The sequence below is a fragment of the Pseudomonas paralactis genome, assembly GCF_001439735.1.
Lineage (GTDB): Bacteria > Pseudomonadota > Gammaproteobacteria > Pseudomonadales > Pseudomonadaceae > Aquipseudomonas > Aquipseudomonas paralactis.
On the sequence record NZ_JYLN01000002.1, the window covers coordinates 225,843 to 252,418 of the forward strand.

Below are 26,576 nucleotides of genomic sequence, written 5' to 3' on the forward strand. Positions count from 1 at the left end.
GAACAGGAGTCATGTGGGAGCTGGCTTGCCTGCCATGCAGATACCTCGGTGCGTCAGCTCGACCGCAGTGAGGCCATCGCAGGCAAGCCAGCTCCCACAGGGTCCGCGCTCACCGTGACAGAGGCTTATATGAACAACGCCCTTAACCAGTTGCAGCCCTACCCCTTCGAGAAACTGCGCGCCCTGCTCGGCAGCGTGACGCCGAACCCGGACAAACGCCCGATTGCACTGTCCATCGGCGAGCCCAAGCACACTTCACCGGCCTTCGTTGCCGAGGCCCTGAGCAATAACCTCGATCAAATGGCGGTGTACCCCACCACACTGGGTATCCCGGCGCTGCGCGAAGCCATCGGCGCCTGGTGCGAACGCCGCTTCAACGTGCCCAAGGGCTGGCTGGACCCGGCGCGCAACATCCTGCCGGTCAACGGTACCCGCGAAGCGCTGTTCGCCTTCACCCAGACCGTGGTTAACCGCGGCGACGACGCACTGGTGGTGAGCCCGAACCCGTTTTACCAAATCTACGAAGGTGCTGCGTTCCTGGCCGGGGCCAAGCCGCATTACCTGCCGTGCCTGGATACCAATGGCTTCAACCCGGACTTCGATGCCGTATCGCCGGATGTCTGGAAGCGCTGCCAGATCCTGTTCCTGTGCTCCCCGGGCAACCCGACCGGCGCGCTGATCCCGGTCGACACCCTGAAAAAACTTATCGCCCTGGCCGACGAATACGACTTCGTGATCGCCGCCGACGAATGCTACAGCGAACTCTACTTCGACGAACAAACCCCGCCTCCGGGCCTGCTCAGCGCCTGCATCGAGCTGGGTCGCCAGGATTTCAAGCGCTGCGTGGTATTCCACAGCCTGTCCAAGCGCTCCAACCTGCCGGGCCTGCGTTCGGGGTTCGTGGCTGGCGATGCCGACATCCTCAAAGCGTTTTTGCTGTACCGCACCTACCATGGCTGCGCGATGCCGGTGCAAACCCAGTTGGCCAGCATCGCCGCCTGGCAGGACGAGGCCCATGTACTGGCCAACCGTGACCTGTACCGCGAGAAGTTCGATGCGGTGCTAGCCATTCTCACGCCGGTACTGGATGTACAAAGCCCGGACGGTGGGTTTTATTTGTGGCCGAATGTGAATGGCGACGACGCCGCCTTCTGCCGCGATTTGTTCGTGGAAGAACATGTAACCGTGGTGCCGGGGTCGTACCTGTCACGGGAAGTGGACGGTTTCAACCCGGGCGCTGGCCGTGTACGCCTGGCGTTGGTTGCGCCGTTGGCCGAATGTGTGGAAGCGGCAGAGCGGATTCGCGCGTTTATCCAGCGCCGCCGCTGAAAGCTGGCGGGTCACTTCATGTGACCCAAATTCGCCTCGCTCATATCCAGTTCCGCCAGCACCTCCCTCAATACGTCATCACCAATCTGGTGGTGACGGCTCAAGCTGTACAACTCCAGCCGTTGCGCGCGCAGAGCCTTGAGTCGCAGCTTGCGCTCAAGCAGGTCCATTTGCTGCGCCAGCGCCTGGGCTTCAGCCGAATCGTTGAAGACTTCCAATTGATGGCGATATTCCGACATCAGCCGTGCCTTCAGTTCGGTAGCCAATGCCGCCTGGGCGGCGTCCGGCGTTTCGGCCTCGGCTGGCTCGTCGGCCTCCAGCGCATGAATCGCGGCCACGGCGGTCTTTTTCCAGGCTTCGCGCACTTCTTTGTGGCGTTTTTCATCCGGGCTATTCTCGACGCCGCGTAACAGTAGCGGTAGCGCGATACAGGCAGCGACCAGTGATAACAGGATCACACCGGCCGCGATAAAAATCAGCAAGTCACGCTCCGGAAAGTCCTGCCCTGGAGCCAGCAGCAAGGGCACCGACATGACACCCGCCAAGGTCACCGCCCCCCTGACACCGCCGACGGTCAGCAACCAGCAGGAACGGGCCGTCGGCACCAGGGTCAGCGCGCTTTTGCCACGCAGCCTGCGCAGTAACCCCGACAGTCGCCAGATGCTCTGCACCCAGATAAAGCGCAATACCACCAGCACCATAAAGATCGCCACCACATCCAGGCAGCGGTACAACAAAGTGGGCCACAGGGTGGTTTCGTGGCTGACCACGGCTTTGATGATGTCCGGCAGTTGCAGGCCCAGTAGCAGGAAGATCAGGCCGTTGAAGGCAAACTCCAATAGCGACCAGACACTGCGGTTGAGCAAGCGGGTACTGGTCTGGCGCGGCAGCAGATCAAGCCAGCTTTGCATCATGCCTGCGGCCACCGCCGACAAAATACCCGAAGCGCCCAGGCGTTCAGCCAATACGTACGCCGCAAAGGGCAGCAGCAACATGAACACCACATGGGTCGCGGGGTCATCCCAGCCCCGGGCAATCATCCATGCGCGCAGGCGACCGACCAGCCAGCTCAACGCCACCCCGATCGCCAGCCCGCCCACAGCCACCAGTACAAAGGTCAGGCTGGCATCCGCCAGGGAGAAAACCCCGGTCAGCGCCGCTGCCAGGGCAAATTTGAAGGTCACCAGGCCCGACGCGTCATTCATCAAGGCTTCGCCCTGAAGCATATGCATCAATGGCTTGGGCAAACGATTCTGGGAAATGGCCGACACTGCCACGGCGTCCGTCGGCGATAGAACCGCCGCCAGGGCAAAAGCCACCGGCAAGGGGATCGAGGGCAGCAACCAATGAATGAAGTAGCCGGCGCCGACCACAGTAAACAGCACCAGCCCCACCGCCAATGTCAGAATCGGGCCACGCAGGCGCCACAATTCGCGCTTGGGCATGCGCCAACCATCGGAAAACAGCAGCGGCGGCAGGAACAAAAACAGGAACAGCTCCGGGTCCAGCGCCACATGCAGCCCCAACGTGGGCCAGGCCAGCAAGGCGCCAGCGGCAATCTGCACCAGGGGCAACGGCAGTGGGATGATGCGCCCGACCAGGCGCGAAAGGCTGACCAGCATCAGCAGGATAAGAACGGTGTAGGCGGTTTGCATAACGCGGGTTTCCCGGACAATCGACTTGCAACGACACATCAGGCAACAACTGGCCGTTGAAGTGCCATATTACCCCGCTATGTTACTCGCCTAGGCTGCGCACCGGCTTTTGCACAAAAGTCGCACGCTGTTGACGAGCGGCGCCGAAACCGGCTGGTCGTGGCATAATCCGCGATCTTTCATTTTTCATTCGTCCAAAGGGGGCAATTCCTTGACCGCTTCAAGCAAAACCTTGCACCTTTTCGGCATCAAAGCCTGCGACACCATGAAAAAGGCGCGCACTTGGCTCGATGAGCACGCGGTGAGCTATGAGTTCCATGACTACAAAACGGCCGGTATCGACCGCGAACACTTGACCCAATGGTGCAACGAGCACGGTTGGCAGGTGGTTTTGAACCGTGCGGGCACCACCTTTCGCAAACTCGAAGACGAACGCAAAGCCGATCTCGATCAGTCGAAAGCCATTGAATTGATGCTCGCACAACCCTCGATGATCAAGCGCCCGGTGCTCGATCTCGGTGACAGAACCCTGATTGGCTTCAAGCCAGATAGTTATTCGGCGGCCCTCAAGTAGGCCAGCCTTCCATTTTTGTAGAGGTAACAGCATGTCCAATTCCCTGTTCAGCCTGGGCTTCGGCGTCGGCACTCAGAACCGCCAAGGTGCTTGGCTGGAAGTGTTTTACGCACAACCCTTGCTCAACCCGTCGGCTGAAATCGTTGCCGCCATCGCACCGATCCTCGGTTACACCGAAGGCAACCAGGCCATCACCTTTACCGTGAGCCAGGCCCTGCAACTGGCTGACGCACTTAAAGGCGTCGACACCGCCCAGGCCGCCCTGCTGAGCCGTCTGGCGGAAAGCCACACGCCGCTGGTCGCCACCCTGTTGGCCGAAGATGCCGCGCTGACCTCCACGCCTGAGGCCTACCTCAAGCTGCACCTGTTGTCCCATCGCCTGGTCAAGCCCCACGGCCTGAGCCTGGCCGGTGTGTTCCCGCAGTTGCCGAACGTGGCCTGGACCAGCCAGGGCGCCATCGACATCAATGAACTGGCCGAGCGCCAACTGGAAGCGCGCCTGCGTGGCGACCTGCTGGAAGTGTTCTCGGTGGACAAGTTCCCGAAAATGACCGACTACGTCGTACCGGCCGGCGTGCGTATCGCTGACGCTGCACGTATCCGTCTGGGCGCCTACGTGGGCGAAGGCACCACCGTGATGCACGAAGGTTTCGTCAACTTCAACGCGGGCACCGAAGGCCCGGGCATGATCGAAGGCCGTGTATCGGCAGGCGTGTTCGTCGGCAAGGGTTCGGACCTGGGCGGCGGCTGCTCCACCATGGGCACCCTGTCGGGCGGCGGCAATATCGTGATCAAGGTCGGCGAAGGCTGCCTGATCGGCGCCAACGCCGGTACCGGTATCCCGTTGGGCGACCGCAACACCGTGGAGTCGGGCCTGTACATCACCGCCGGCACCAAGGTGGCGTTGCTCGATGAGAAGAACCAACTGGTCAAGGTGGTCAAGGCACGCGAACTGGCCGGTCAACCGGACCTGCTGTTCCGTCGTAACTCCGTAACCGGTGCCGTGGAGTGCAAAACCCACAAATCGGCCATCGAACTGAACGAAGCGCTGCACGCTCACAACTAAGCAGCCACTCGATGCCACTAGCGGCCGCACCTTCGGGTGCGGCTCGCTTATACGAGTCTTGATCACCATGCTTGTGCCCTCCCCCTGGCGCGCCGATTTCCCGGCCATCGCTACCCTGCAACGGCAAGACCAGACCTATCTGGACAGTGCCGCCACCACCCAAAAACCCCAAGCTCTGCTGGATGCCATCAGCCATTACTACGCCAATGGCGCAGCCAATGTGCACCGTGCCCAGCATTTGCCGGGGGCCCATGCGACCCAAGCCTTTGAGGACAGTCGCAGCAAGGTCGCGCAGTGGTTGAATGCAGGCGACAGCGGGCAGATCGTATTCACCCACGGCGCAACCTCTGCGCTGAACCTCCTGGCCTATGGCCTTGAGCATCTATTCAATGCGGGCGATGAGATAGCCATCAGCGCCCTGGAACACCATGCCAACCTGTTGCCGTGGCAGCAGTTGGCCAAACGACGTGCGCTGACGCTGGTGGTATTGCCCCTGGACGATGACGGCGTGATCGACCTGCAAGCCGCCGCATCCTTGATCGGCCCGCGCACGCGCCTGCTGGCGCTGAGCCAGTTGTCCAACGTGCTGGGCACCTGGCAGCCGCTGGAAGCCCTACTGACGCTGGCCCAGGCACACGGCGCCCTGACGGTTGTGGATGGCGCTCAGGGCATCGTGCATGGGCGCCACGACGTACAGGCCCTGGGCTGCGATTTCTACGTATTCTCCAGCCATAAACTCTACGGCCCGGACGGCGTCGGCGTGCTGTTCGGCCGCAACGCAGCCCTGCATCACCTGCGCCACTGGCAGTTTGGCGGCGAAATGGTGCAGCAGGCAGATTATCAAGGCGCCAGCTTCCGCCCTGCCCCACTGGGGTTTGAAGCCGGCACGCCGCCCATTGCCGGCGTGATCGGCCTGGGTGCTACCCTCGATTACCTGAGTTCGCTGGATCAGCACGCCGTAGTCGCCCACGAAGCCGCACTGCACGACTATTTGCTGCGCGGGCTGAAAGCTCGCAATGGCGTGCGTGTACTGGGATCACCGCAAGCAGCGCTGGTGAGCTTCGTGGTGGAAGGTGTGCATAACGCCGACCTGGCTCACCTGCTGACCGAGCAAGGCATCGCCGTGCGCGCCGGGCATCATTGTGCAATGCCGCTGCTCAAGGCCATGCACTTGTCCGGCGCCATTCGAGTGTCCCTTGCGCTGTACAACGATTCCGATGACCTGGAGCGCTTCTTTGAAGCGCTGGACCAGGCGCTGGATATGTTGCGATGAGCCTGCCAGTGGACGCGATGATTGCACTGGAGGCATTCCAGGCCGTCGGCGGTTGGGAGCAACGCGCACGGATGCTGATGCAATGGGGCGAGCGACTGCCCGTATTGGCGGATGATGAAAAGGTCGATGCCAACCTGGTGCAAGGCTGTGAAAGCCTGGTGTGGCTGGTGGGGCGTTTGCAGGGCGGCCATTGGCAGTTTGCCGCCAGCAGCGAGGCGCGGATGATTCGCGGTTTGGTGGCGCTGTTGCTGGCGCGGGTCAATGGGCTATCGGCGGCCGAGTTGCAGGCTGTCGACTTGCCCGACTGGTTCAATCAACTCGGGCTTTCCCGCCAGCTGTCACCGTCACGCAGCAACGGCCTGAATGCAGTCCTGCAGCGCATGCGCGAACTAAGCCGTACATAAAGGGGGGCTTGCCCAAATGCCTGTAGGAGCGAGCTTGCTCGCGAAAAACTCACAAGCGCCGCATTCATTCAGGAAGCACGCTTTATCGTTGACGTTTTCGCGAGCAAGCTCGCTCCTACAGAGGGCAATGCCCCGATATCGGTGGGTCAGTGACAAAAGCATCACCTGACACTCCCTCATCGGGAGCAAGCCCCCTCCCACATTTGGATCTATGTTTGGCAATGAGATTCAGGCGGGCTTGATGCGCTCCGAAGGTCTACGCACCCCAGCCACAATCTTGTCCACCGCCTTGGTCGCCGCGACCATGCCGAACGTGGCGGTCACCATCATCACCGCGCCAAACCCTCCGGCGCAGTCCAGCTTTACCCCGTCACCGACAAAACTCTTCTGCAAACAGATACTGCCATCGGGCTTGGGATAGCGCAGTTGCTCGGTGGAAAACACACACGGCACGCTGTAATGACGGGTCACGGTGCGTGAAAAACCGTAGTCGCGGCGCAGGGTAGAACGCACTTTCGAGGCCAGCGGGTCATTGAAGGTGCGGTTCAGGTCGCACACCTGGATCAGCGTGGGGTCAATCTGCCCGCCAGCGCCGCCGGTGGTGATGATCTGGATCTTGCGGCGTTTGCACCAGGCAATCAACGCCGCCTTGGCGTTGACCGCATCGATGCAGTCGATCACGCAGTCAATATCAGGCGTGATGTACTCCGCCATGGTGTCGCGGGTGACGAAGTCCGCTACGGCATGCACGGTGCACGCCGGGTTGATGCCGCGCAGGCGCTCAGCCATCACCTCGACCTTGGGCTTGCCCACGGTGCTGTCCAGAGCGTGCAACTGGCGGTTGCTGTTACTGACGCAGACATCGTCCAGGTCAAACAGCGAAATCTCGCCCACCCCGCAACGGGCGATCGCTTCCGCCGCCCAGGAGCCCACGCCGCCGACGCCGACAATCGCCACATGGGCCGCTTTCAAGCGTTCCAGCCCCTCGATGCCGTACAAGCGGGCGACGCCTGCGAACCGCGGATCTTCTGTACTCATGATCATTACCCCAAAAACCGGCGCGCATTATGGACTACAGCGCGACAAGTTCGAAGCTTCCAGCTACAAGTAAAGAACTTAGGTGGACTTTCGCAGACTAACGTCCGGCTTTTCTCTGTCTGCTGTACGCTCAGGGAAAGGCCGGTGTAGGATGCGCGCCGTTCGGCGTAGGCCGACACCTCTTTTCGTTCCGCACCTTTTGGAACCCGACATAACCATGGCATCGCGTAAATTTGGACTCAACCTGGTGATCGTGCTGGCCATCGCCGCGCTGTTCACCGGTTTCTGGGCGCTGATCAACCGCCCGGTCACCGCTCCCAACTGGCCTGAACAGATCTCCGGGTTTTCCTACTCGCCGTTCCAGCAAGGCCAGTACCCGCAGAAGAATCAGTTTCCGACTGAAGAGCAGATGCGTCAGGACCTTGCGATCATGAGCAAGCTGACGGACAACATCCGTACCTACTCGGTCGATGGCTCCCTGGGCGAAATCCCCAAGCTGGCCGAAGAGTTCGGCCTGCGCGTGACCCTGGGGATCTGGATCAGCCCGGACCTTGAACGCAACGAGCGTGAAATCCAGCGTGCCATCGAGATCGCCAACAACTCGCGCAGTGTCGTGCGTGTGGTGGTCGGCAACGAAGCCTTGTTCCGTGACGAAATCACCCCTGAAGCGCTGATTGTGTTGCTGGACCGTGTGCGCGCTGCCGTAAAAGTGCCGGTGACCACCTCCGAGCAATGGCACATCTGGGAAAAGAACCCCCAACTGGCCAAGCACGTCGACCTGATCGCCGCGCACATCCTGCCGTTCTGGGAGTACATCCCGATGGACAAGGCCGGTCAGTACGTACTCGACCGTGCCAAGGATCTGAAGAAAGCTTTCCCGAAAAAGCCGCTGCTGCTGTCGGAAGTTGGCTGGCCGAGTAACGGTCGTATGCGCGGTGGTAATGAATCGTCGCCGGCAGACCAGGCCATTTACCTGCGTACGCTGGTCAACAAGCTCAACCGCCAGGGCTACAACTACTTTGTGATCGAGGCCTTCGACCAGCCGTGGAAAGTCAGCGACGAAGGCTCGGCAGGTGCTTACTGGGGCGTGTTCAACGCCGCGCGCCAGCAAAAATTCAATTTTGAAGGCCCGGTCGTGGCGATCCCGCAATGGCGGGTGCTGGCCATCGGCTCGGTAGTGCTTGCACTGCTGTCGCTGACCCTGTTGATGATCGACGGCTCGGCGCTGCGCCAGCGTGGCCGCACCTTCCTGACCTTTATCGCGTTCCTGTGCGGGTCGGTGCTGGTATGGATCGGCTATGACTACAGCCAGCAATACAGCACCTGGTTCAGCCTGATCGTCGGCGTGTTGCTGGCCCTCGGTGCCCTCGGCGTGTTTATCGTGTTGCTGACCGAAGCCCACGAACTGGCGGAAGCGGTGTGGACCCACAAGCGCCGGCGCGAATTCCTGCCGGTCGAAGGCGATTCGGACTACCGCCCGAAAGTGTCGATCCATGTGCCGTGCTACAACGAGCCACCGGAGATGGTCAAACAGACCCTCGACGCCCTGGCTGCCCTCGATTATCCGGACTACGAAGTCCTGATCATCGACAACAACACCAAGGACCCGGCGGTATGGGAACCGGTGCGCGACTACTGCGAAACCCTGGGCCCGCGCTTCAAGTTTTTCCACGTCGCGCCCCTGGCCGGTTTCAAGGGCGGTGCGTTGAATTATCTGATCCCGCACACCGCCAAGGATGCCGAAGTGATCGCGGTGATCGACTCGGACTACTGCGTGTCACCCAACTGGCTCAAACACATGGTGCCGCATTTCGCCGATCCGAAAATCGCCGTGGTGCAGTCGCCCCAGGATTACCGCGACCAGAACGAAAGCACCTTCAAGAAGCTCTGCTACGCCGAATACAAAGGCTTTTTCCATATCGGCATGGTCACCCGCAACGACCGTGACGCGATCATCCAGCACGGCACCATGACCATGACCCGTCGCTCGGTGCTTGAGGAACTGGGCTGGGCCGACTGGTGCATCTGTGAAGACGCCGAACTGGGCCTGCGCGTGTTCGAAAAAGGCCTGTCGGCCGCGTACTACCACGACAGCTACGGCAAGGGCCTGATGCCGGATACCTTTATCGACTTCAAGAAACAGCGTTTCCGCTGGGCCTACGGGGCGATCCAGATTATCAAGCGTCACACCGCCAGCCTGATACGCGGCAAAGACACCGAGTTGACCCGCGGCCAGCGTTACCACTTCCTCGCGGGCTGGTTGCCGTGGGTGGCCGATGGCATGAACATCTTCTTTACCGTCGGCGCGCTGTTGTGGTCGGCGGCGATGATCATCGTGCCGACACGGGTCGACCCGCCGTTGCTGATTTTCGCAATCCCGCCGTTGGCGTTGTTTGTGTTCAAGGTCGGCAAGATCATCTTCCTCTACCGTCGTGCGGTAGGCGTGAACTTGAAAGATGCGTTCTGCGCGGCCCTGGCCGGTTTGGCGTTGTCCCATACCATCGCCAAGGCGGTACTGTATGGTTTCTTCACCACCAGCATTCCGTTCTTTCGCACGCCGAAAAACGCCGATAACCACGGCTTCTGGGTGGCCATTTCCGAAGCCCGCGAAGAAATGTTCATCATGCTGCTGCTGTGGGGCGCTGCGCTGGGGATCTACCTGGTGCAAGGCCTGCCAAGCAATGACATTCGCTTCTGGGTCGTGATGTTGCTGGTGCAGTCGCTGCCCTACGTGGCCGCACTGATCATGGCGTTCCTGTCGTCGCTGCCCAAACCGGCACCGAAGGCTGAGCCTGTCACTGCGGTGTAAAAACTTGCGCAATGCACTAAACGGCGGCCTCTGGCCGCCGTTTTGCTATAAGATAACGGCCCTTTTGTGAGACTTGGCCTGGCCCAATTCTATGTGGGAGCTGGCTTGCCTGCGATGCAGACGCCGCGGTCTGACAGGCACACCGCAGTGATGCTATCGCAGGCAAGCCAGCTCCCACATTGGAATTGCGTCGCTCCAGGCTCGATATTTCCACATTCGTCCTGCGCCCATCACACGCTTTCCGGAGTTTTCCCATGACGGCCCATGCCGACCTTTCGCCGACCCTTCAACTGGCCATCGACCTGATCCGTCGCCCCTCGGTCACGCCGATCGATGCCGATTGCCAGAAGCTGATGATGCAGCGCCTGGGCGACGCCGGTTTTGCGCTTGAACCGATGCGTATCGAAGACGTAGACAATTTCTGGGCCACCCACGGCAAGCATGAAGGCCCGGTGCTGTGCTTCGCCGGTCACACCGACGTAGTGCCGACCGGCCCGGTGCAGGCCTGGCAGAACGACCCCTTCGACGCCCTGATCGATGAAAACGGCATGCTCTGCGGCCGTGGCGCGGCAGACATGAAAGGCAGCCTGGCGGCGATGCTGGTGGCGGCGGAACGCTTCGTCACCGACTACCCGGACCACAAGGGCTCGGTCGCCTTCCTGATCACCAGCGATGAAGAAGGCCCGGCGCATCACGGCACCAAGGCCGTGATCGAACGCCTGGCCGCGCGCAAGGAACGTTTGGACTGGTGCATCGTCGGCGAACCGTCGAGCACGACCCTGGTGGGCGATGTGGTCAAGAACGGCCGCCGCGGCTCCCTCGGCGCCACCTTGACCGTACGCGGCGTACAGGGCCACGTGGCTTACCCGCATCTGGCGAAGAACCCGATCCACCTGGCAGCCGCCGCCCTGGCCGAATTGGCTGCCGAGCACTGGGATGACGGCAATGCCTTCTTCCCGCCGACCAGTTTCCAGATTTCCAACCTCAACTCCGGTACCGGCGCCACAAACGTGATCCCCGGCGACCTGACGGCGGTGTTCAACTTCCGCTTCTCGACCGAGTCCACCGTTGAGGGCCTGCAACAGCGGGTCGCGGCGATTCTGGATAAACATGGCCTGGACTGGCATGTGGACTGGGCGCTGTCGGGCCTGCCGTTCCTCACCGAACCGGGCGCACTGCTGGATGCGGTCTCTGCCAGTATCAAGGCGATCACCGGGCGTGAGACCAAGGCGTCCACCAGCGGCGGTACTTCCGATGGTCGCTTTATCGCCACGCTGGGCACCCAGGTGGTCGAGCTGGGCCCGGTCAACGCGACCATCCACCAGGTCAACGAACGCATCCTGGCCAGCGACCTCGATGTGCTGACCGAAATCTATTACCAAACCCTGATCAAGTTGCTCGCCTGATGCTTGCCTGCCCCCTTTGCAGCGCACCGCTCAATGCGGTGGACAATGGCGTGGCCTGCCCGGTCGGGCACCGTTTCGACCGCGCGCGCCAGGGCTACCTGAACCTGCTGCCGGTGCAGCACAAGAACAGCCGCGACCCGGGCGATAACCTGGCCATGGTCGAGGCGCGCCGTGACTTTCTCAACGCCGGGCACTACGCGCCGGTGGCCAAGCGCCTGGCCGAACTGGCCGCCGAGCGTGCACCGCAGCGCTGGGTCGACATTGGGTGTGGCGAGGGTTACTACACCGCGCAAATTGCCCAGGCCCTGCCCGACGCCGATGGCTATGCCCTGGATATCTCCAGGGAAGCGGTCAAGCGCGCGTGCAAACGCAACCCGGCGCTGACCTGGTTGATCGCCAGCATGGCCCGTGTGCCATTGGCTGATGCCAGCTGCCAGTTCCTCGCCAGCGTGTTCAGCCCGCTGGACTGGCAAGAGGCCAAGCGCCTGCTCAGTCCCGGCGGCGGCTTGATGAAGGTCGGCCCCACCAGCGGCCACTTGATGGAACTGCGCGAGCGCCTTTACGACGAGGTACGCGAGTACACCGACGATAAACACCTGGCCCTGGTGCCGGAGGGCATGAGCCTGGCGCACAGTGAAACCCTTGAATTCACCCTGAGCCTGGCCGAGCCTACTGACCGCGCCAACCTGCTGGCCATGACGCCTCATGGCTGGCGGGCCAGTGCCGAACGCCGTAGCGAGGTGATCGAGGCCGCCGAACCGCTGCAGGTCACGGTGTCGATGCGCTACGATTATTTCGTGCTTCAATAGCTCACTTTACAAATTTCGCGATATGGATTTTCGAATCCCGCAACGAGGAACATCCATGCGCCAACCCGATATTGAGATTTACCTGAAAGACGCCGACGTCGATCACAAAGCCATCGCCGCCTGGCTGGGCGCCGCCCTGGGCCCTTGCTCCGACTGGGTCCAGAGAGGCCAGACCTACAAGTGCAAGGCCGGCAGCGTGCCGGTTACCTGGCTGCCCAAGGCTGTAGGCAAATGGAACAGCCTGTACCTGGAAAGCGACCAGACCCCGTGGGACGACGACATCGCCTGTGCCCGTGCCGCATTTGCCGCGCTGAATGTCGAAGTGCGCTGCGCACCGGGGACGTGGGTCGAGGAAGAAGGCGAGGAAAGCGCCGATACCTGGATTCGCATCAGCGCAGATGGTGAAGAGCAGATCACCTGGAAAACTGCCTGACAGCGGGCTAATCCAATCAATGTGGGAGCTGGCTTGCCTGCGATGCAGACACCTTGGTCTATCCGTGAGACCACAGTGATGCTGTCGCAGGCAAGCCAGCTCCCACAGTTGAATGGGTTAGCAAAACAAAGTTGTTACAGGCCCACCACATCCTCCGCCTGCAAGCCCTTCTCGCCCGTCACCACGGCGTATTCCACCTGCTGGCCCTCGGCCAACGAGCGGTGGCCTTCACCGCGAATGGCGCGGTAGTGCACAAACACGTCCTTGCCGTCTTCACGCTGGATAAAGCCGTAGCCCTTCGCATCGTTGAACCACTTCACATTGCCGGTTTCGCGCGTTGCCATCTGTTCACTCCCACTTGGTTTTTATTGTTGAGTCGCACGTATTGAACTGCCGAGTATAAGACAGGCTCAAAAACCATCAACTCAAGTTTACATCGCTGCTTTTTTGCCGATTTTCGGTGAATACGGCACACTACCTGCCCGAGCATCTGCTCGGTTTTTTCCACTTGAAGCAGTTCGCCTATGACCCGCTCCCCGTTCCGCCGTCTGGTGTTTGGCACCTTGCGCCGACTGTTGTACCTCTGGGTTCGCTCGGAGACGATCAATCAGTCGTCCCTCACCCTTAACCTGGACCGCAGCCGGCCGGTTTTCTACGTCCTGCAATCCCCCTCCCTCACCGAGCTGGCGGTGGTCGATGCCGAGTGCACCAAGGCCGGCCTGCCACGCCCGGTGCTGCCGGTTTCGGTAGGCCCATTGATGGAGCCCGCGGCGTTCTTCTATCTCACGCCGGATCCGGATTGGCTCGGGCGCCAGGACAAGCGCGGCGCGCCGCCAACTCTGACGCGCTTGGTCAACACCCTCACCGAACACGCCGAAGAGAATGCACAAATCATTCCGGTCAGCGTGTTCTGGGGCCAATCCCCCGAAAGCGAGTCCAGCCCGTGGAAGTTGTTATTCGCCGACAGCTGGGCGGTCACTGGGCGTCTACGCCGGCTGTTGAGCATCCTGATCCTGGGGCGCAAGACCCGCGTGCAATTCTCCGCGCCTATCAACCTGCGTGAATTGATCGAGCACAATAAAGGCCACGAACGTACCGTGCGCATGGCCCAGCGCATCCTGCGTGTGCACTTTCGTAACCTGAAGACGGCGGTGATCGGCCCCGACCTGTCCCACCGGCGTAATCTGGTCAAGGGCCTGGTCAACATGCCGCTGGTGCGCCAAGCCATTGCGGATGAAGCCGAACGCGAAAAGATCGCCCCGGAAAAAGCCAAGGCGCTGGCCCTGCGCTATGGCAACGAAATTGCCTCGGACTACACCTACACCGCGATCCGCTTCCTGGAAGTGGTATTGAGCTGGTTCTGGAACAAGATCTACGACGGCATCAAGGTCAATAACATCGAAGGCGTGCAACAGGTGGCCCAGGGCTACGAGGTGATCTACGTGCCTTGCCACCGCAGCCACATCGACTACCTGCTGCTGTCCTACCTGCTGTTCAAGAACGGCCTGACCCCGCCGCACATCGCCGCCGGCATCAACCTCAACATGCCGGTGATCGGCAGCCTGCTGCGCCGTGGCGGTGCGTTTTTCATGCGCCGCACTTTCAAGGGCAACCCGCTGTACACCTCGGTGTTCAACGAATACCTGCATACCCTGTTTACCAAGGGCTTCCCGGTGGAGTACTTCGTCGAAGGCGGCCGCTCGCGCACCGGGCGCATGCTGCAACCGAAAACCGGCATGCTGGCGATCACCCTACGCAGCTTCCTGCGCTCCTCGCGCATGCCCATCGTGTTCGTACCGGTGTATATCGGTTATGAGCGCGTGCTTGAAGGCCGCACTTACCTGGGCGAACTGCGTGGCGCGAGCAAAAAGAAAGAGTCGATCTTCGACATCTTCAAAGTGGTCGGCGCGCTCAAGCAACGCTTCGGCCAAGTGGCAGTCAACTTCGGCGAGCCGATCAAACTGGCAGAATTCCTCGACGCCGAACAACCGGACTGGCGCGCCCAGGAACTGGGGCCGAACTACAAACCGGCCTGGCTCAACGAGACCACCAATCGCCTCGGCGAACAGGTGGCGCGCCACTTGAACGAAGCCGCTGCGGTGAACCCGGTGAACCTGGTGGCGCTGGCGCTGCTATCTACCACCCGCCTGGCCCTGGATGAACAAGCCATGGCCCGCCAGTTGGACCTGTACCTGGCGCTGTTGCGCCGCGTGCCCTACTCGCCCCACACCACCCTGCCGGAAGGCGATGGCCTGGCGCTGATCAAGCACGTCAAGGACATGAAGCTGCTGTCGGAGCAAAGCGACGCCCTGGGCAAGATTGTGTACCTGGACGAACAGAACGCCGTCCTGATGACTTATTACCGCAACAACGTGCTGCACATCTTCGCCCTGCCGGCGTTGCTGGCGAGCTTCTTCCAGAGCAGCTCGCGCATGAGCCGCGAACAGATCCTGCGTTTTACCCATGCGCTCTATCCGTATCTGCAATCGGAGCTGTTTATCCGATGGTCGCTGGAAGAGTTGGACACCGTGGTCGACCAATGGCTGGACGCGTTTGTCGAGCAAGGTCTGCTGCGCTTCGAAAACGCCGTGTACCTGCGCCCGGCGCCAAGCTCGCGGCAGTTTGTTCTGCTGACGCTGTTGTCCAAAAGCATCGCCCAGACCCTGCAACGGTTCTACATGGCGATCTCGCTGTTGCTCAACAGCGGCCAGAACAGCATCAGCGCCGAAGAACTGGAAGACCTGTGTACGATCATGGCCCAGCGCCTGTCGATCCTGCACGGCCTCAACGCGCCGGAATTCTTCGACAAAAGTCTTTTCCGACATTTTATCCAGACGTTGCTGGAGCAAGATGTGCTGCGTCGTGATGAAGCCGGCAAACTGGGCTATCACGATCTGCTCGGCGAACTGGCCGAAGGCGCCGCCAAACGCGTGCTGCCAGCCGATATTCGCCTGTCGATCCGGCAGGTGGCCCTGCATCGCGTGGACGGCGCGGCCGAAGCGCCAGCGCACGCAGACACTGTCACACCTGAACAAAGCCGTTAGAGTGACTGAGGCGCCGGGCGGATTCCGGCGCCGTTGAAAAGGAGCTGCACCATGAAAAAGATCATCCTCCTGGGCCTGACCGCCCTGCTCGGAGCCTGCCACTCAATGACCCCAACGCCCAAAGCCAGCCTCGACGGCGAAGTGTTCTACCTGCAACGCATCGCCTTGCCACCGGCCGCCACCTTGAGCGTCAGCCTGCAAGATGTGTCCCTGATGGACGCCCCAGCCGTGACCCTCGCCGAACAGAAAGGCCCGGTCAAAGGCCAGGTGCCGCTGCCGTTTCACCTGAGCTATGACCCGGCCCAGGTCAAACCGGGCCACACCTATTCGGTCAGCGCTCGCATCGAGCTGGACGGCAAACTACTGTTTATCACCACCGAGCGGCACACCGTGCAACTCAACGGCCAGGACCCACAACCGCTGCGCCTGCGGGTTGATGCGGCCGCACACTGATCATTCCCACTTCATAAGGAAGCGCCCATGCTCCGCAAATCTCTTCGCCTCACCGCCCTGTGTGCCGGCTTGCTGTTTGGTGCCAACGCCATGGCCCTGGACCTTGGCAGCCTGTCTCAGGGCGACGCCAACGGCGGCCTCAAGGATGCCCTGACCCAAGGTGCGCAGATTGCCGTCAAACAACTGGGCAAACCCGGCGGTTTCAGCGACAACCCGGAAGTAAAAATCGGCCTGCCGGGCAAGCTCAACAAAGTCGCCGACAAACTGAAAATGTTCGGCATGGGTGACCAGGTCACGCAGCTGGAAACCAGCATGAACAAAGCGGCTGAAAGCGCCGTGACCCAGGCCCAGCCGATTCTGGTCAATGCCGTGAAAAACATGAGCGTGACCGACGCCAAGGGTATCCTCAGCGGTGGTCAGGATTCTGCCACCCAATACCTGAACAAAAGCAGCCGAGAGGAAATCCGCGCCAAGTTCCTGCCTATCGTCAAGGCCTCTACCGACAAGGTTGGCGTGGCTCAGCAGTACAACGCCCTGGCTGGCAAGGCTGCGGCCTTCGGCGCCGTGGACGCCAAGAGCGCCAACGTCGAAAACTACGTAACCGAGCAAGCGCTGGATGGTTTGTTCAAGATGATTGCGCAGCAGGAAGAGACGATTCGCAAGAATCCGGCGGCGGCTGCCACCAGCCTGGCAAAGAAGGTGTTTGGAGCGCTGTAACCCCGCACTGCTACCCTACTGCGCCAAGGCCGCTTGTTACGGGCCTTGGCGCAGTTGTTTCAGGCCAGACCTGTCACGGGTTTAACGAAAGCCAATACCAAGGCCGCCTGGCCTGGCAAAGAACCCTGAAAAACCAAATGCTCGTGAAACGGCAAAGTCCTCACTACGCTGCATCCTTCCTGACTCTGAACCACGCCGCGTATAACGCCGGCAAAAACAGCAGCGTCAACGCGGTCGCCACGATCAACCCGCCCATGATCGCCACAGCCATCGGCCCGAAAAACACGCTGCGCGACAGCGGGATCATCGCCAATACCGCCGCCAGAGCCGTCAGCACAATCGGGCGGAAGCGGCGCACGGTCGCTTCGATAATCGCCTGCCACGGTGCCAGCCCAGCCTTGATGTCCTGCTCGATCTGGTCCACCAGAATCACCGAGTTACGCATGATCATGCCCGACAGCGCGATGGTGCCAAGCATGGCGACAAAACCGAAGGGTTGGCGGAATACCAGCAGGAACAGGGTCACCCCGATCAGGCCCAGGGGAGCAGTCAGAAAAACCATCGCCGTGCGTGAGAAGCTGCGCAATTGCAGCATCAGCAAGGTCAGCACCACCACGATAAACAGCGGCACGCCGGCCTTCACCGAGTTTTGCCCGCGAGCGGAGTCTTCAACGGTGCCGCCTACTTCCAGCAGGTAACCGTCCGGCAATTCGGCGCGCACCTCTGTGAGCGTCGGCAGGATCTGCTGCACCAGGGTCGCCGGTTGCTCCTTGCCGTAGATGTCGGCGCGCACGGTCACGGTCGGCAGGCGGTTGCGGTGCCAGATGATGCCTTCTTCGAAACCGTATTCGAGGGTGGCGATCTGCGACAGCGCTACGCTTTTACCGTTATCGGTGGGCACGGCAAGGCTGGGCAGCAGTGACAATTCAGTGCGTTCGTGGGCGGTGCCGCGCAGGAGAATCTCGATCAATTCATTGTCCTCCCGGTACTGGCTGACGCTGGAACCGGTCAGAGAGCTCTGCAGGAATTTCGACAGGTTGGCGGTACTCACGCCGAGGGCGCGCGCACGGTCCTGGTCGATATTCAGATACACGATCTTGCTCGGCTCTTCCCAGTCCAGATGCACGTTAACCACATGGGCGTTTTCGCGCACCCTGGCCGCCACTTTGCGGGCCAGGTTGCGGACCTCTTCGATGTGTTCGCCGGTCACGCGAAACTGCACCGGGTAGCCCACGGGCGGGCCATTCTCCAGGCGAGTGACCCGCGAGCGCAGCTCCGGGAACTGTTCGTTGAGCGTTTCAATCAGCCAGGTGCGCAAGCTTTCACGCTCCTCGATGGTGTGGGCCAACACCACGAACTGCGCAAAGCTGGCGGCCGGCAGTTGCTGGTCCAGCGGCAGGTAGAACCGCGGCGAGCCGGTGCCCACGTAGGCCACATAGTTGTCGATACCCGCATGCGCCTTGAGCAGCGCCTCCAGGCGCTTGACCTGCTCGGCGGTGTTGCTCAGCGAGGCGCCTTCGGCCAGTTTCAGGTCGACCATCAGTTCCAGGCGCCCGGAAGCCGGGAAGAACTGCTGCGGTACAAAGCGGAACAATGCGACCGAGCCGATGAACAACAGCAGGGTCAAAATGATGACCGTCTTGCGCCGACGTACACACCACTCCACCCAACGTCTTACGCGCTGGTAGAAAGGTGTGCCGTACGGATCCGGGCCATCGGTGCCGTGCTTGGCCGCGTGAATTTTCGCCAGGTCCGGCAGCAGCTTTTCCCCGAGATACGGCACAAACACCACGGCAGCCACCCAGGAGGCCAATAAGGCAATGGTCACCACCTGGAAGATCGAGCGGGTGTATTCGCCGGTGCTCGATTGCGCGGTGGCGATCGGCAAAAACCCTGCCGCCGTGATCAAGGTACCGGTGAGCATGGGGAACGCAGTGCTGGTCCAGGCGAAACTCGCGGCCTTGAGCCGGTCGTAGCCCTGCTCCATTTTGATCGCCATCATTTCCACGGCGATAATCGCGTCATCCACCAGCAAGCCCAGGGCCAGCACCAAAGCGCCAAGGGAAATCTTGTGCAGGCCGATGCCCAGGTAATACATGCTGGCAAAGGTCATCGCCAGTACCAGCGGGATCGCCAGGGCGACCACCATGCCAGTGCGCACACCGAGGGAGAAAAAACTCACCAGCAATACAATGGCCAGTGCCTCTGCCAGCACCTGGACGAATTCGCCGACGCTGGTCTTCACCGCTGCCGGTTGGTCCGACACCTTGCGCAGCTCCATGCCCGCAGGAAGGTTCTTTTGCAGGCGTGCGAATTCGCCCTCAAGGGCTTTGCCCAGTACCAGAATATCCCCACCGTCGCGCATGGCCACGGCCAGGCCGATGGCGTCCGCGCCCATATAACGCATACGCGGTGCCGGTGGGTCGTTAAAGCCTCGGTGGATTTCAGCCACATCGCCGATACGGAAGGTGCGATCGCCCACTCGAATCGGGAAGTCGCGAATCTGCTCCACGGTTTTGAAGTTGCCCGACACGCGCAACTGTACGCGCTCGCTCGGGGTTTCAAAAAAGCCGGCCGTCGATACGGCATTTTGTTCCTGTAACGCTTGCTGTACCGCGGCCAACGGCAGACCCAGGGTCGCAAGTTTGAGGTTGGACAGTTCGATCCAGATCTTCTCGTCTTGCAGTCCAAGCAGCTCGACCTTGCCCACGTCCGGCACCCGTTGCAGCTGAATCTGGATGCGGTCGGCGTAGTCCTTGAGCACGGCGTAGTCAAAACCGTCGCCGGTCAGGGCGTAGATATTGCCGAAGGTGGTGCCGAACTCGTCGTTGAAAAACGGCCCCTGGATATCCGGTGGCAAGGTTTGGCGGATGTCGCTGATTTTCTTGCGCACCTGGTACCACAGCTCAGGAATCTGCGCCGAACGCATCGAGTCACGGGCGATGAAAGTGACCTGGGATTCGCCGGGACGCGAGAAGGACACGATGCGCTCGTACTCACCGGTCTCCATCAACTTTTTCTCGATGCGCTCGGTGACCTGGCGCGACACCTCCTGGGCCGTGGCGCCGGGCCAGTTGGTCTTGATCACCATCGCCTTGAAGGTAAAGGGCGGGTCCTCGCTTTGCCCCAGCTTGGTGTAAGACAAAGTGCCGACCACAGCCAGCAGGATCATCAGAAACAGTACGATCTGGCGATTACGCAACGCCCATTCGGAAAGATTGAAACCCATCGGGACTACTCCTTGGCCGCCAGATTCACAACACGGTTGGAGCGATCCACTGGGCGCACTTGCTGGCCCTCATGCAGCACATGCACGCCTGCGGCAACCACCCAGTCGGTGGGCGCCAAGCCTTCGAGCACCGGCACGGTTTTTTCACCGAACGCGCCAATGCGCACCGGCGTGCGCTGAAGGGTGTTGTCCGGCTGTACCCGCCAGACGAAGGACGCGCCGTTCTCTGCGCTGAGGGCCGACAGCGGTACCGAGAGAGGAATGACCCCGTCGGCTTGTATGAACACGCGCGCGCTCTGGCCCAGTTCGGCAGGCACCTGACCGCCGGTGAAGGCAACACGGGCGGCGAAGGTGCGGGATTTCGGGTCGGCCGCGGGAGACAACTCACGGATGCGTCCGGCAAAGCGCTGTTCGGGCTGGCTCCACAACTCTACCGACACCGGCTGGCCGACCTTGAAGCGACCGAAGCCTTGCTCGGGCAGGCTGATCAGCACTTCGCGTTCACCATCGGTGGCCAGGGTGAATACGGTCTGGCCCGCAGACACGACTTGGCCCACCTCAACAGCACGCTTGGCAACCACGCCGTCCTGGGGCGCGCGCAGTACGGCATACCCGGCCTGGTTGCTCGATACGTCGAACTCGGCCTTGATCTGCTTGAGGCGCGCTTCACCTGCTCGGTAGAGGTTTTCGGAATTGTCGTACTGCGAGCGGCTGACCATCTGACGATCCATCAGGGTCTTGTAGCGATCGCGTTCAGCCCGTACCAGGCTTAGATTGGCCTGCGCGCCAGCCACTTGGGCACGGCTGGCTTCCAGTTGCAGGCGCACATCCTGGGGGTCGAGTTCAGCCAGTGGCTGGTTGGCCTTGACCCGCTCGCCCTCTTCCACCAGCCGCTTGCTGACTTTGCCGCCGATGCGAAAGGCCAGGTCTGGCTCATAACGAGCACGTACTTCGCCGGGGAAGCTGTCCATTGCCTGTGCCGAGGGCTGCGGTTGCACCACCATGGCTGGACGGACGGTAGCCTGGGTCGCTTCTTCATGGCCGCAGGCGGCCAATAAAAAGACCAGGCTGACAGGCAAAGCAAGGGGCAGGAACGCGCTGCGCATGCTGAAGGACCTTTCGCAAATGGAGCTTGGAATAATTATACTGGCCGGTATGTTATTAATACCAAACTCACCAGTCCAGTATTAAAGGTGAAAATGTCCGACAATCCTGTAAACACCGCAAGCCCCGGGCGCCCCAAGGACATGGCAAAACGCCAGGCAATCCTCGAAGCGGCGAAATCCCTGTTCCTGGGCAATGGCTATGCGAACACCAGCATGGATGCCGTCGCCCTTGCGGCGGGCGTCTCGAAGCTCACCGTCTACAGCCATTTCACCGATAAAGAGACGTTGTTCACCGCTGCGGTGGTGGCCAAATGTGAAGAGCAGTTGCCGGTGATGTACTTCGAGCTACCCGCAGGCATACCCGTAGAGACGGTTTTGCTGAACATCGCGCGCGGCTTTCATCGGCTGATCAACAGCGAGGAGTCGGTCAACCTGCATCGCCTGATGATGACCAGCGGCAATCAGGACGTGAAGCTGTCTCAGATCTTCTTCGACGCCGGCCCCATGCGCATGTTGCAAGGCATGGAGCGCCTGCTCGGCAAGATCGACCAGAGCGGAGCCCTGCGCATCGATAACCCCTTCAAAGCGGCCGAACACTTCTTTTGCCTGCTCAAGGGCACGGCGAACTTTCGCTTGTTGTACGGCTGCGGCGGGCAACTGAGCGCGGCAGAGGCCGAGGCGCATGTGCAGGATGTGGTGAGGTTGTTTATGCGGGCGTTTAGAACCTGAACTACCGTTCCCACGCACGAGCATAGGTATCGACACCACTTTGGTGCGCCGCCGAACCTGTGGCGAGGGAGCTTGCCCTAATGCCTGTAGGAGCGAGCTTGCTCGCGAAAAACTCACAGGCGCCGCGTTGATTCAGCAAGCACGCGTTATCGTTGACGTTTTTCGCGAGCAAGCTCGCTCCTACAGAGGGCAATGTACGCTTCGGCTTGCCCCCGACACCCTGGGAACGGCCCAACTTCAAGGCTTCAGGGCTTTTTTGGGATAGATATCATAACGGCTGGATTTGCCATCCAGTGCATGACTCGGCTTGGGCCCGTCAATGCACGGCGCCTTGCGCGGGCGCTTGACCACCACGCGGTGGCTGGCCAACGCCAGGGCGGCCGCGAGCAAGGCCGGCGCATCCGGATCATCGCCCACCAGCGGTCGAAACAGGCGCATTTCCTTCTTCACCAGGGCGGTTTTCTCGCGGTGTGGAAACATCGGGTCCAGGTAGATCACCTGGGGCGGCTCACCCTCCCAATTGAGCATCACATCGATGGAATTGCCCTTGAGCAGCTTCATGCGCGCCACAATCGGCGCTACCTCAAAATCCTGAGCAGCGCGGGCCAGGCCGTCTTCGAGCAAGGCGCCGATCAGCGGCTGGCGTTCGATCAGGCTCATCTCGCACCCAAGGCTGGCCAGTACGAACGCGTCCTTGCCCAAGCCGGCGGTGGCGTCCAGCACCCGAGGCCGCACGCCTTGAGCAATGCCAACGGCCTTGGCGATCATTTGCCCGCTGCCACCGCCATATAAACGCCGGTGCGCCGCGCCACCTTCGACAAAGTCGACCCGCACCGGTCCCGGCGCATCTGGCCCAAGCTGCTGCAATTGCAGCCCCTGCTCGCCCACTTGCAGGGAAAAATCCGCATCCGCCACCTGTAGCGGCAAGCCCAGCTGCGAAGCCCACTGCTCGGCGCGGGCCTGGAAACTGTCGGCCAACGCCTGGACCTGGATGCGGCTGGCCGCTGGTTGTTCGTTCATCAATCGCTACGCTCAAAAATATTAAGGATCGGCAAACAGCGGCCGATAAAAAAAGCAGTCAGGTATTTTGCCAGAGCTGAGCGTCGACCGAGAAAAATGTCAGACATTCTTCCCCTAACCATCGGTGTACTGCCGACCCACAACCACTACGGCCTGCGCAATACTCAAGCGCTGGCCGGGGTGAGTCATGTGTGGCAGGACTTCTTCGCCCGTGCGCTGGCCGAACAGCTTGGTGAAACGTCGCAGGCACTGGCGGCCAAGGCGCCTGCAACGACCGACCCGACGGTGGAACCCAGCGAAGGCGCCGACCTGCTCTCGCAGATCCTCACCCAGCGTGAGTGCGATGTAAAAGACACCGAGATCGCCCCGCCTGAGCCGCTGTTCCTGCCGATTGCCGAATTCGAAACCGAGTTGCTGCCACCGGCGGCCACGCCGTTCCCGGAAGAAGAAATCGTCGCCCAGCAGCGCCAGCAGGATTTCGACAGCGGTTGGGTTCGCCCGATTGTGCTGAACGCCGGCCAACCGCTACCAGCACCCGGCCCGGCGCCCCAGCCGCGTCCACTGCATTTGCCGATTGCCGAGTTCGAACTGGACCTGTTGCCACCAGCGGCCACGCCATACCCCGAAGAAGAAATCATCGCGCAACAGAAGGCGCTGGACTTCGACTACTACTGGGCGCGCCCACTGGTTACCCACAACCTGCGCCTGGCCGCTTAAGCCTCAGCGACACACCCACCATCGCCCCATGTCGAGGTGAAAATGGTTGCGGTGGGCAACGTTGTAGTCCGGGCTCAGCACCACGTTGAAGTCGTCACAGGCGCCATCGCGCACCAGGCGCAGGAAACGCGCGCTGTCGCCCTCCCCCGGCCAATCCTTCAACACGCTGATGCTGCGCCCATCGGCCAGGCGAAAACCGGCGATATCCAGGGCATTGGCTGATGCATGTTGACTCAGGCGCCCGTCCGCACGGTTGTAGATAGTGCGGCAGGCAAAGCTGCCCAAATGCTCGACCCGACTCACTGCCTGGCCAAACACAGCCTGGGCGGCCGGTTGCAGGCTGTGACGCTCGAATAACGCAAACGCCACAGCCAGGGGGCAACTGGCCAGAAAGCTGCTGTTCAAAGCCACCTCAGCGCCCTGCACACGCAGCACATTGCGCAACGGGCACGCCGCATCGGCTGCGCTATCCGCCTGACGAGTCACCCGCAGGCCAGAGGTTTTCAAGACCTGGTCACACAGCGCCGGCTCATCCTGCAAACGGCTGAGCTTGTAGCGCGTGAGCAGGTTGGGACTGGCGCGCACATCAAGGGGTGCCCAGGGGTTCCATTCAGCCGGCATCGGCAGCCAGTCGCGCCAGACACCCAGCACAAAGGCGCCCGCCAACAGCAACAGCAGGCCCAGCACTTTTATCGAACCCACGGCTCAATCCTTGAAAAATCGAACGCCTAGAGTAACCCCAGTTGCTGTGCAACGGGCTCTCGATGCAGGGTGGGCAGCGGCGGCAGGCCGGGCAGACGCGCCATCAGCTTTGCATGAAAGCGCAACGCCAATTGGGCCGCGAGGCGGTTGTCCGAGGTGTGCAGGAACATGTAGGGCGTGCGCCCCTCTTCGATCCAGCTGGCGATCTTTTCTACCCACGGGATCAGAAACGGGTCATTGGCTTCCAGCTGCGGATGCCCGATGAAGCGGACCTGGGGAAACTGGGTCAGCGCCGCCGGGCGCGGTGGCACCCTGGGCTTTTTGGATTGGGCGTGCAGCACTGCCGCCGAGATTGACGTGCAACTGAACAGGGCGCGAGGGTCAAGGCAGATGCGCTCGACGCCACGGTCGCGCAACAGGCGGTTGAGCATACGTTCGGCGTCACCCTTGGCGAAAAACTGCTCATGCCGGACTTCCACCGCCAACGGCCGATCAATGCCATCGAGGAATCCGGCCAGCTCAGCGAGGCGTTGCGGGGTAAACGCCTTTGAGAGCTGCAGCCACAGGGGTGAAACGCGCTCACCCAAAGGGCTCATCAAGCCGACAAAACTTCCTGCCGCGGGCAATTGCTCGCGCAAGTCACCTGCGTGGCTGATATCGCCCGGGAATTTGGCGGTGAAGCGAAAGTCAGCGGGCATGATCTCGGCCCAGCGCTGCACGGTGGCGGCCGAGGGTCGAGCATAAAAGGTGGTATTGCCTTCAACGGCATTGAAGACTTGGGAATAGAGCCCGAGGTAATCGCTGGAACGCGCGTCAACCGGGTACAGGTACTCGCGCCAGGCGTTTTCACTCCAGGACGGACAACCGATGTAGTAAGGCAAACCCATCAGATATGAATGTCGAGACCCAGCACTTCCATATCCCATTCGACAAAGCCGGCGGTGGTCAGGTAACTGGCCAGGGCGGTGGCGACGCTTTTGCTCATGGAACGGGGGAAGACCATGTCTTGCTGACGGGCAGGAACGCCGCTGATGCGTGCGCTACCGGAACCCTTGGCGCTGGAAGGCGAATCAGCGTGAACTTCAATGAAGTCGGGCGAATCTTCTACGGACTCATCTACAGTCACGTTTGCCTTGCGCGGCTTACGCTTGAGAGGGTAGGACTGTGAGGAGAAGCCGTCTATACGCATACATGCAGACTCGGTATCAATGATGGCAATTTAGCGGCACTTTCCGTAGTGCGCAAATGCTCTGGTGATAACTAGAACACATAATTTGTAAAAGGTTTAAAAACCGCGGCAAATTCTGACGATTGGCGAAATTTGCCGTCGAATTCGCCTATTTTTGACGTCAAATAATCCCGCGCTCGGCCTTGGTCTGCGCCACTTTATCGCGCAGGTAAACCGGCGCAGCTTGATCCGCCGGAATCGCTTCGCCGCGCTCGAAGGCAAAACGTGCCAACGTCAGCAGGTCTTCGGCATGGGGCAACATCGCAGCATCCTGCCCGGCCAATTGCACGTTGATACGCTCGCCATAACCCCAGCCAGTGCCGGCACCGAACCACTCACCGCTGGCATCGGCCGGCAACCCTGCCGCTTCCGGCGGCTGCACGGCCTCCACACCCACCAGACGCATTTCGCCGGCAGTTTCGCGATAGCAGCCCCAATACACTTCGTCCATCCGCGCATCGATCGCCGCGGCCACTTGCGTGGCGCCGTGTTCACGCAGTGCGCGCTGGGCCAGCACGGCCAGGTTGGACACCGGCAATACCGGACGCTCCAAGGCAAACGCCAGGCCCTGCACCACACCAATGGCAATGCGCACGCCGGTAAAGGCACCGGGGCCACGGCCAAAGGCGATGGCATCCACGGCCGCCAGGGTGGTACCGGCGTCTTCGAGCAACTGCTTGATCATCGGCAGTAACTTCTGCGCGTGCAGGCGCGGGATCACCTCGTAGTGGCTCGTTACCTTGCCATCGTGCAGCAAGGCAACGGAGCAAGCTTCAGTCGCGGTGTCCAGGGCCAGCAGGGTGCTCATCGGTGTGGGTGTCCAAATCGGGAAAAA

At 61.1% G+C, this 26,576-nt stretch carries 24 protein-coding genes; 14 read left to right on the plus strand and 10 right to left on the minus strand.

What is annotated here, in order from left to right; translation table 11 throughout:
- The first annotated feature begins 129 nt into the window (after positions 1-129).
- A complete protein-coding gene (gene dapC, locus TX23_RS05250) occupies positions 130-1,329 on the plus strand; it encodes a succinyldiaminopimelate transaminase (RefSeq protein WP_057701316.1) in 1,200 nt (399 codons plus the stop codon).
- Positions 1,330-1,340: 11 nt separating this feature from the next.
- Here dapC and TX23_RS05255 read toward each other — a convergent pair whose 3' ends face one another.
- Positions 1,341-2,984 carry a Na+/H+ antiporter gene (locus TX23_RS05255; RefSeq protein WP_057701317.1) on the minus strand — a complete coding sequence of 548 codons (1,644 nt, stop codon included), beginning with the start codon at positions 2,982-2,984 and terminating at the stop codon, positions 1,341-1,343.
- 265 nt (positions 2,985-3,249) lie between these two features.
- On the opposite strand from TX23_RS05255, the gene TX23_RS05260 reads away from it, so the two are divergent.
- From TX23_RS05260 to TX23_RS05275, 4 genes are all read left to right on the plus strand, one after another.
- Entirely contained in the window at positions 3,250-3,558 is a 309-nt protein-coding gene (locus TX23_RS05260) for an arsenate reductase (RefSeq protein ID WP_231982825.1), read from the plus strand.
- A gap of 31 nt (positions 3,559-3,589) precedes the next feature.
- Positions 3,590-4,624, plus strand: coding sequence for a 2,3,4,5-tetrahydropyridine-2,6-dicarboxylate N-succinyltransferase (dapD, locus tag TX23_RS05265; protein ID WP_057701318.1), 1,035 nt, complete (start codon positions 3,590-3,592; stop codon positions 4,622-4,624).
- Between the two features lie 67 nt (positions 4,625-4,691).
- The gene (locus TX23_RS05270; RefSeq protein ID WP_057701319.1) at positions 4,692-5,897 is read left to right on the plus strand and encodes an aminotransferase class V-fold PLP-dependent enzyme; all 1,206 of its coding nucleotides are present in this window, start codon (positions 4,692-4,694) and stop codon (positions 5,895-5,897) included.
- Positions 5,894-6,301: a SufE family protein gene (locus TX23_RS05275; RefSeq protein WP_057701320.1), complete on the plus strand. Its 408-nt coding sequence runs from the start codon at positions 5,894-5,896 to the stop codon at positions 6,299-6,301. Before TX23_RS05270 ends, TX23_RS05275 begins: the two co-directional genes overlap by 4 nt.
- Before the next feature lie 228 nt (positions 6,302-6,529).
- On the opposite strand, the gene tcdA is transcribed toward TX23_RS05275, so the two are convergent.
- A complete protein-coding gene (gene tcdA / locus TX23_RS05280) occupies positions 6,530-7,339 on the minus strand; it encodes a tRNA cyclic N6-threonylcarbamoyladenosine(37) synthase TcdA (RefSeq protein WP_167346921.1) in 810 nt (269 codons plus the stop codon).
- A 217-nt stretch (positions 7,340-7,556) separates the two neighbouring features.
- Here tcdA and TX23_RS05285 point away from each other — a divergent pair, with 217 nt between their 5' ends.
- The 4 genes from TX23_RS05285 (at position 7,557) to TX23_RS05300 (ending at position 12,796) form a co-directional block, all read left to right on the plus strand.
- On the plus strand, positions 7,557-10,148 hold the full coding sequence (locus tag TX23_RS05285) for a glycosyltransferase (protein ID WP_057701322.1): 2,592 nt from the start codon (positions 7,557-7,559) through the stop codon (positions 10,146-10,148).
- 254 nt (positions 10,149-10,402) lie between these two features.
- Entirely contained in the window at positions 10,403-11,554 is a 1,152-nt protein-coding gene (gene dapE / locus TX23_RS05290; protein ID WP_005785553.1) for a succinyl-diaminopimelate desuccinylase, read from the plus strand.
- Complete coding sequence (locus TX23_RS05295) at positions 11,554-12,363, plus strand: putative RNA methyltransferase (protein WP_057701323.1); 810 nt, start codon at positions 11,554-11,556, stop codon at positions 12,361-12,363. Before dapE ends, TX23_RS05295 begins: the two co-directional genes overlap by 1 nt.
- 55 nt (positions 12,364-12,418) lie before the next feature.
- On the plus strand, positions 12,419-12,796 hold the full coding sequence (locus TX23_RS05300; RefSeq protein WP_005785549.1) for a hypothetical protein: 378 nt from the start codon (positions 12,419-12,421) through the stop codon (positions 12,794-12,796).
- Positions 12,797-12,930: 134 nt separating this feature from the next.
- Here the strand turns inward: TX23_RS05300 and TX23_RS05305 are convergent, their stop codons facing one another.
- Positions 12,931-13,140: a cold-shock protein gene (locus tag TX23_RS05305; RefSeq protein ID WP_003219353.1), complete on the minus strand. Its 210-nt coding sequence runs from the start codon at positions 13,138-13,140 to the stop codon at positions 12,931-12,933.
- Between the two features lie 180 nt (positions 13,141-13,320).
- Here TX23_RS05305 and plsB point away from each other — a divergent pair, with 180 nt between their 5' ends.
- The 3 genes from plsB to TX23_RS05320 are packed head-to-tail and all read left to right on the plus strand — an operon-like array spanning position 13,321 to position 17,010.
- Positions 13,321-15,840 carry a glycerol-3-phosphate 1-O-acyltransferase PlsB gene (gene plsB / locus TX23_RS05310; protein WP_057701324.1) on the plus strand — a complete coding sequence of 840 codons (2,520 nt, stop codon included), beginning with the start codon at positions 13,321-13,323 and terminating at the stop codon, positions 15,838-15,840.
- Between the two features lie 51 nt (positions 15,841-15,891).
- Entirely contained in the window at positions 15,892-16,293 is a 402-nt protein-coding gene (locus TX23_RS05315; RefSeq protein WP_057701325.1) for a YbaY family lipoprotein, read from the plus strand.
- Positions 16,294-16,320: 27 nt separating this feature from the next.
- Positions 16,321-17,010, plus strand: a complete 690-nt coding sequence (locus TX23_RS05320) for a DUF4197 domain-containing protein (RefSeq protein WP_057701326.1) — start codon at positions 16,321-16,323, stop codon at positions 17,008-17,010.
- Positions 17,011-17,173: 163 nt separating this feature from the next.
- Here TX23_RS05320 and TX23_RS05325 read toward each other — a convergent pair whose 3' ends face one another.
- Positions 17,174-20,239, minus strand: a complete 3,066-nt coding sequence (locus TX23_RS05325; protein ID WP_057701327.1) for an efflux RND transporter permease subunit — start codon at positions 20,237-20,239, stop codon at positions 17,174-17,176.
- Positions 20,240-20,244: 5 nt separating this feature from the next.
- Entirely contained in the window at positions 20,245-21,345 is a 1,101-nt protein-coding gene (locus TX23_RS05330) for an efflux RND transporter periplasmic adaptor subunit (protein ID WP_057701328.1), read from the minus strand.
- A 93-nt stretch (positions 21,346-21,438) separates the two neighbouring features.
- Between TX23_RS05330 and TX23_RS05335 the strand changes: the two genes are divergently transcribed.
- Positions 21,439-22,074: a TetR/AcrR family transcriptional regulator gene (locus TX23_RS05335; protein ID WP_057701329.1), complete on the plus strand. Its 636-nt coding sequence runs from the start codon at positions 21,439-21,441 to the stop codon at positions 22,072-22,074.
- Positions 22,075-22,311: 237 nt separating this feature from the next.
- Here the strand turns inward: TX23_RS05335 and TX23_RS05340 are convergent, their stop codons facing one another.
- Positions 22,312-23,094: a class I SAM-dependent methyltransferase gene (locus TX23_RS05340; protein ID WP_057701330.1), complete on the minus strand. Its 783-nt coding sequence runs from the start codon at positions 23,092-23,094 to the stop codon at positions 22,312-22,314.
- Between the two features lie 96 nt (positions 23,095-23,190).
- On the opposite strand from TX23_RS05340, the gene TX23_RS05345 reads away from it, so the two are divergent.
- Positions 23,191-23,811 (plus strand): hypothetical protein, encoded by a 621-nt coding sequence (locus tag TX23_RS05345; RefSeq protein WP_057701331.1) that lies wholly within the window; start codon positions 23,191-23,193, stop codon positions 23,809-23,811.
- A gap of 3 nt (positions 23,812-23,814) precedes the next feature.
- Here the strand turns inward: TX23_RS05345 and TX23_RS05350 are convergent, their stop codons facing one another.
- The 4 genes from TX23_RS05350 to tsaB form a co-directional block, all read right to left on the minus strand.
- On the minus strand, positions 23,815-24,513 hold the full coding sequence (locus tag TX23_RS05350) for an extensin-like domain-containing protein (RefSeq protein WP_057701332.1): 699 nt from the start codon (positions 24,511-24,513) through the stop codon (positions 23,815-23,817).
- Between the two features lie 26 nt (positions 24,514-24,539).
- Entirely contained in the window at positions 24,540-25,400 is an 861-nt protein-coding gene (locus TX23_RS05355) for a DUF72 domain-containing protein (protein ID WP_057701333.1), read from the minus strand.
- Entirely contained in the window at positions 25,400-25,702 is a 303-nt protein-coding gene (locus TX23_RS05360; RefSeq protein ID WP_057701334.1) for a hypothetical protein, read from the minus strand. The genes TX23_RS05355 and TX23_RS05360 overlap by 1 nt, the downstream gene beginning before the upstream one ends.
- A 160-nt stretch (positions 25,703-25,862) precedes the next feature.
- On the minus strand, positions 25,863-26,549 hold the full coding sequence (gene tsaB, locus TX23_RS05365; protein WP_057701335.1) for a tRNA (adenosine(37)-N6)-threonylcarbamoyltransferase complex dimerization subunit type 1 TsaB: 687 nt from the start codon (positions 26,547-26,549) through the stop codon (positions 25,863-25,865).
- Positions 26,550-26,576 lie beyond the last annotated feature (27 nt).